Here is a 5,198-nt window from a genome sequence, read left to right as displayed (position 1 = left end):
GCCGCCGGAGCCGACAGCCCGTACGCGTAAGGAGTCAGCGTGACCGACGTTTCCGACGTTCCCGACCCCCTGCTCACCGAACTGCTCGACCTCGCCCTGGAGGCCGCACGGCGGGCCGGAGCGCTGCTGCGCGACGGCCGGCCCGACGACCTGGCGGTGGCGATGACCAAGACGAGCCCCATCGACGTGGTCACCGAGATGGACATCGCCGCCGAGAAGCTGATCACCGGCTTCCTCTCCGAGCACCGCCCGCACGACGGCTTCCTCGGCGAGGAGGGCGCGTCCAGCCCCGGCACCAGCGGGATCCGCTGGGTGATCGACCCGCTCGACGGCACCGTGAACTACCTCTACGGCCTGCCCACCTGGGCGGTCTCGATCGCCGCCGAACGGGACGGCGAGACCGTCGTCGGCGTGGTCGAGGCCCCGATGCGCGGCGAGACGTACCGGGCGGCCCTCGGTCGCGGCGCGTACGCGGGGGAGCGGCGCCTCGCCGTCCGCCCCTCGCCCGCCCTCGACCAGGCCCTCCTCGGCACCGGCTTCGGCTACGTCCAGGCCCGCCGCGCCCACCAGGCCGACGTCGCCCAGCGGGTCATCCCGCGCGTCCGCGACATCCGCCGCGGCGGCTCGGCCGCCATCGACCTCTGCGACGTCGCCGCCGGCCGCCTCGACGCGTACTACGAGCGCGGCCTCAACCCCTGGGACCTCGCGGCGGGCGCGCTCATCGCCCGCGAGGCGGGCGGCCTCACGGGCGGCCGCCCCGGCGAGCCGGAGTCCGGAGAGCTGGCGCTCGCGGCCTCCCCGGGCCTCTTCGGGCCGCTCCAGGAGCTCCTGGAGGAGCTGGGGGCCTGGCACGACTAGGACCCGTCCGGTGGACGCACGGGGGCCCCGGTGCCGGGAACGGCGCCGGGGCCCCTGCGTGCGTACGGGTCGGACGGGTGATACGGGTCAGACGCCCGGCGCGGCCACCTCCACGCCGTGCTCGGCGGCCAGCCGGTGCAGGTCGTCCAGCTCCGCCTGCTCCATCTCCGCCAGGTAGTCGTCGCCCGTCTCACGGGCCCGCGTGAGGTCCGTCTGCGTGGTCCTGATGCGGTGCAGCAGTCCTGCGGTGAAAGCGTCCATCGTGCGCCCCCTCCTCGTGGGTCCGGTGGCACGGGGGTGTGCCGAGGGTGGGTGGATCACGCACTGCGAACTCTGGGGGACAGAGAGCGGTCGGTTGCGCGCCACATACAGGGCGTGATCACGGGGTGTGCAGTCGTCCTCCCCAGCCCTTTCCTCAGAGAAACCTCAACTGGCCCGAGAATCCGGTGAATTCTTCGTTCCGGGCCGCGCGCCCCCTCGCGCGCCCCCTCCCGTCCGCGGCCCCGCACCGCCGTCTTACAGCCGGTTTACGCGCGTACGGGGCAGGATGGACACGCACAGTCAGTGCTCGGATTTCAGCCGGTCCCATCCCGGACAGCGGCTCAACGGAAGGATCTACGACGTGCGCGTACTCGTCGTCGAGGACGAGCAGCTGCTCGCCGATGCGGTGGCCACCGGACTGCGCCGGGAGGCCATGGCCGTCGACGTCGTGTACGACGGCGCCGCGGCCCTGGAGCGCGTCGAGGTCAACGACTACGACGTCGTCGTCCTCGACCGCGACCTCCCGCTCGTCCACGGCGACGACGTCTGCCGCAAGATCGTCGAGCTCGGCATGCCCACCCGCGTCCTGATGCTCACCGCCTCCGGCGACGTCAGCGACCGCGTCGAGGGCCTGGAGCTCGGGGCGGACGACTACCTCCCCAAGCCCTTCGCCTTCACCGAGCTCACCGCGCGCGTGCGTGCCCTCGGCCGCCGCACCACCGTCCCGCTCCCGCCCGTCCTGGAGCGCGCCGGCATCAAGCTCGACCCGAACCGCCGCGAGGTCTTCCGCGAGGGCAAGGAGGTGCAGCTCGCGCCGAAGGAGTTCGCCGTCCTGGAGGTCCTCATGCGCAGCGAGGGCGCCGTCGTCTCGGCCGAGCAGCTCCTGGAGAAGGCCTGGGACGAGAACACCGACCCGTTCACCAACGTCGTGCGCGTCACCGTCATGACCCTGCGCCGCAAGCTCGGCGAGCCGCCGGTCATCGTCACCGTCCCCGGCTCCGGGTACCGGATCTGACCCGATGGCCACGACCCCCGCGCCCCACCCCCAGGCGCCACCGAAACCGACCTGGGACCCCCGGGATCCCGTCCGGCCGCTGCTGCGCCCGACCATCCGGATACGGCTGACGCTGCTGTACGGCGGGATGTTCCTGATCGCCGGCATCCTGCTGCTGTCGATCATCTACCTCTTCACCGCCCAGGCGCTCACCGGCAGCGTCTCGGAGCTGCCCTTCAAGGTGGTCGAAGGCAAGGTCCAGCCGACCACCTCATGGTGCCAGCTGCCCGTCCAGGGCACCGGAGAGCAGCTCAACGAAGCCGTCTCGGTCTGTCTGCGGCACCAGAGCGACATCGCCCTGGAAGACCTCCTGCGCCGGTCCCTCTTCGCCCTGCTCGGTCTGAGCATCATCGCCTTCGCCTTCGGCTACGCCATGGCGGGACGGGTGCTCTCCCCGCTCGGCCGGATCACCCGGACCGCCCGCCAGGTGGCCAGTTCGGACCTGTCCCGGCGGATCGAGCTGGACGGCCCGGACGACGAGCTCAAGGAGCTCGCCGACACCTTCGACGAGATGCTGGACCGCCTGGAGCGGGCCTTCACGGCCCAGCAGCGGTTCGTCGCGAACGCCTCGCACGAGCTGCGGACCCCTCTCGCGATCAACCGCACCCTCCTGGAGGTCCACCTCTCGGACCCGGGGGCGCCGGTGGAGCTCCAACAGCTCGGCAAGACCCTGCTCGCCACCAACGAGCGCAGCGAACAGCTCGTCGAGGGCCTGCTGCTGCTCGCCCGGAGCGACAACCAGATCATCGAGCGCAAACCCGTCGACCTGGCCGAGGTCGCCGAGCGGGGCGTCGACCAGGTGCACGCCGAGGCCGAGGCCAAGGGCGTCCGGATCCGCGGTGAACGCGCGCCCGCCGTCGTCCAGGGCAACGGCGTGCTCCTCGAAAGGATCGCGCTGAACCTGCTCCAGAACGCCGTCCGGTACAACGTGCCGAGTGAGACGGGGCAGCGCGAAGCGCTTCCGGAGAAGGGTGGTGGCGGGCGACGGGAGGGCGGCTGGGTGGAGGTCACCACCGAGGTCAAGGACGGCCAGGCGGTCCTGGTCGTCTCGAACACGGGACCGGTGGTCCCCGCGTACGAGATCGACAACCTCTTCGAGCCGTTCAGAAGGCTCCGGCAGGAGCGGACCGGCAGCGACAAGGGGGTCGGTCTCGGCCTGTCGATCGCGCGGTCCGTGGCCCGCGCCCACGGCGGCCGTATCATCGCGGAGCCGCGCGAGGGCGGCGGACTCGTGATGCGCGTCACACTGCCGATCTGACACACTGCACGAGCCGACCGGTTCCGTTCGCTTTGCGCGGAATTCCGGGACCCCGATCCTGAGACGCTCATGTGTGATCGATCACAGGAAAAGGTGTCCGGCCCCCCACTCTCCGTGACCGGGAAATCCCTCGGAAAACCAGGAAAAGTCCGGGTTTCCGGGGCCCGGATTGACGGGAAGTACACGGGGTGGCGCCCGCGAGGGCCGCCCGGAGGACCGTGTACGGTCCGGTTCGCCACCCGAAGCCGATCACTCGCGAGAGTGCGCGACGGGTGTCGATTGAGTAACAGACCTTGATGTGAGGCAAAATCTCCGCCTCAGGTCGGGCACAAGTCCGACCTCTCACGCGTTACGTGCGCTGGAGACACCGCAACCACCCAGAGGGGGAGAGCGACATGGCAACGGATTACGACACCCCACGCAAGACCGACGACGACGTCGACTCGGACAGCCTTGAGGAACTGAAGGCCCGCCGGAACGACAAGTCGACCTCGACCGTCGACGTCGACGAGTTCGAGGCCGCCGAAGGCCTGGAGCTTCCCGGCGCCGACCTCTCGAACGAGGAGCTGGCCGTCCGGGTCCTGCCCAAGCAGGCCGACGAGTTCACCTGCATGAGCTGCTTCCTCGTGCACCACCGCAGCCAGCTGGCCCGGGAGAAGAACGGCCAGCCGATCTGCCGCGACTGCGACTGAGACAGCTCGGCCGTGGCAGGCGACACACCGTCCCGGAAGCGGCGTCTGCGGCTCCCTGGGAGCCCGGAGACGTACAAGGGCGGCTCAGGCCCGGCAGAGGGCGCCCAGGAGGGCCCCGAAGCCGAGCGCACCGCCTCCCTGCCCTCCCTCGGCGCACGTGACGACGAGCGAGGCCTCCCGGCCTCGCTCGAAGCGGTCATCGAGGTCGCCGAGACGGATCCGGCGCGCCTGCCGGTGCGCGAGGAACAGGCCGACGCGGCCGCAGCCCGGCAGGGCGGACGTCTCGGCGCCGTCAGGCGGCTGGCCAACCCCGCGCGGGCACAGCTCGACCGGATCAGGATCGACTCCGACCGGATCGACGCCGTCCGGCGCGGCGTCACGCAGGGCGTCCGACAGGGCGTGAAGCGTGGCGGGGACAGTGCCAAGGCCGGCGTCGGCTATCTGGCCGACCGGCTGATCGACCTCGCCCCGCGGATCCCCGTCCGCGACCTGGCGACCCTGCGCAGACAGTTCCCCGGGCTCGGCCCCGAGGAGCTCGCCGACAAGCTCGTCGCCGGTGCGGCGAACGCGAGCTCGACCGTGGGCGCGGGCGTCGGCGCCGCCGCCATGCTCACCGTGCCCCCGGCCCTGCCGGCCGAACTGGCGGCCGAGATCACCGGCGTCGCCGCCGTGGAGCTCAAACTCATCGCCGAACTGCACGAGGTCTACGGGCTGCGGCCCCCGGGCCGGATCACCCAGCGTTCGACGGCCTATCTGACCTCCTGGGCCGAGGAGCGGGGCATCGACCCCGCCAAGCCCACCACGGTCAACGCCGCACTCGGCGGTCAGCTCAAGCGCGAACTGCGCCAGCAGATCATGAAACGCATGATGCGCAACCTGCCGAACCTCATGCCCTTAATGGTGGGCGCCGCCGTCGGCGCCGTCATGAACCGCCGCGACACCAAGAAGCTCGCCGCGCACATCCGCAAGGACCTCCGCGCCCGCCAGATCCCCTGGGACTCCCTCCCGGAGCTGCCCCCGCTGGAGCAGCCCGAGAACCCCAAGGAGCTGGGCTTCTAGGACTTGTCCGGCCGAT

Annotated in this window: 6 protein-coding genes; 5 read left to right on the top strand and 1 reads right to left on the bottom strand. The window is 71.3% G+C overall.

Going from position 1 to position 5,198, the window contains the following annotated elements; all coding sequences use genetic code 11:
* Window positions 1-39 precede the first annotated feature (39 nt).
* Window positions 40-858, top strand: coding sequence for an inositol monophosphatase family protein (locus CCN56_RS30095; RefSeq protein WP_086831097.1), 819 nt, complete (start codon window positions 40-42; stop codon window positions 856-858).
* An 87-nt stretch (window positions 859-945) separates the two neighbouring features.
* Here CCN56_RS30095 and CCN56_RS43490 read toward each other — a convergent pair whose 3' ends face one another.
* On the bottom strand, window positions 946-1,119 hold the full coding sequence (locus tag CCN56_RS43490; RefSeq protein WP_167352214.1) for a hypothetical protein: 174 nt from the start codon (window positions 1,117-1,119) through the stop codon (window positions 946-948).
* A 361-nt stretch (window positions 1,120-1,480) separates the two neighbouring features.
* On the opposite strand from CCN56_RS43490, the gene CCN56_RS30090 reads away from it, so the two are divergent.
* The 4 genes from CCN56_RS30090 (at window position 1,481) to CCN56_RS30075 (ending at window position 5,182) form a co-directional block, all read left to right on the top strand.
* Window positions 1,481-2,134 (top strand): response regulator transcription factor, encoded by a 654-nt coding sequence (locus CCN56_RS30090; protein ID WP_086831096.1) that lies wholly within the window; start codon window positions 1,481-1,483, stop codon window positions 2,132-2,134.
* Window positions 2,135-2,138: 4 nt separating this feature from the next.
* On the top strand, window positions 2,139-3,431 hold the full coding sequence (locus CCN56_RS30085; RefSeq protein ID WP_086831095.1) for a cell wall metabolism sensor histidine kinase WalK: 1,293 nt from the start codon (window positions 2,139-2,141) through the stop codon (window positions 3,429-3,431).
* 395 nt (window positions 3,432-3,826) lie between these two features.
* A complete protein-coding gene (locus CCN56_RS30080; RefSeq protein WP_003955561.1) occupies window positions 3,827-4,123 on the top strand; it encodes a DUF4193 domain-containing protein in 297 nt (98 codons plus the stop codon).
* Window positions 4,124-4,135: 12 nt separating this feature from the next.
* Complete coding sequence (locus CCN56_RS30075; RefSeq protein WP_086831094.1) at window positions 4,136-5,182, top strand: hypothetical protein; 1,047 nt, start codon at window positions 4,136-4,138, stop codon at window positions 5,180-5,182.
* Window positions 5,183-5,198 lie beyond the last annotated feature (16 nt).

The sequence above is a fragment of the Streptomyces sp. NRRL B-24572 genome, assembly GCF_002156145.1.
GTDB classification, from domain to species: Bacteria; Actinomycetota; Actinomycetes; order Streptomycetales; family Streptomycetaceae; genus Streptomyces; species Streptomyces vietnamensis.
This window is presented reverse-complemented; position numbering and strand designations above follow the sequence as displayed.

Bases quoted from the DNA above. Each gene is read 5' to 3' on its own strand.
- CCN56_RS43490 (WP_167352214.1), bottom strand. From the start codon at position 1,119: ATGGACGCTTTCACCGCAGGACTGCTGCACCGCATCAGGACCACGCAG.
- CCN56_RS30085 (WP_086831095.1), top strand. From the start codon at position 2,139: ATGGCCACGACCCCCGCGCCCCACCCCCAGGCGCCACCGAAACCGACC.
- CCN56_RS30080 (WP_003955561.1), top strand. From the start codon at position 3,827: ATGGCAACGGATTACGACACCCCACGCAAGACCGACGACGACGTCGAC.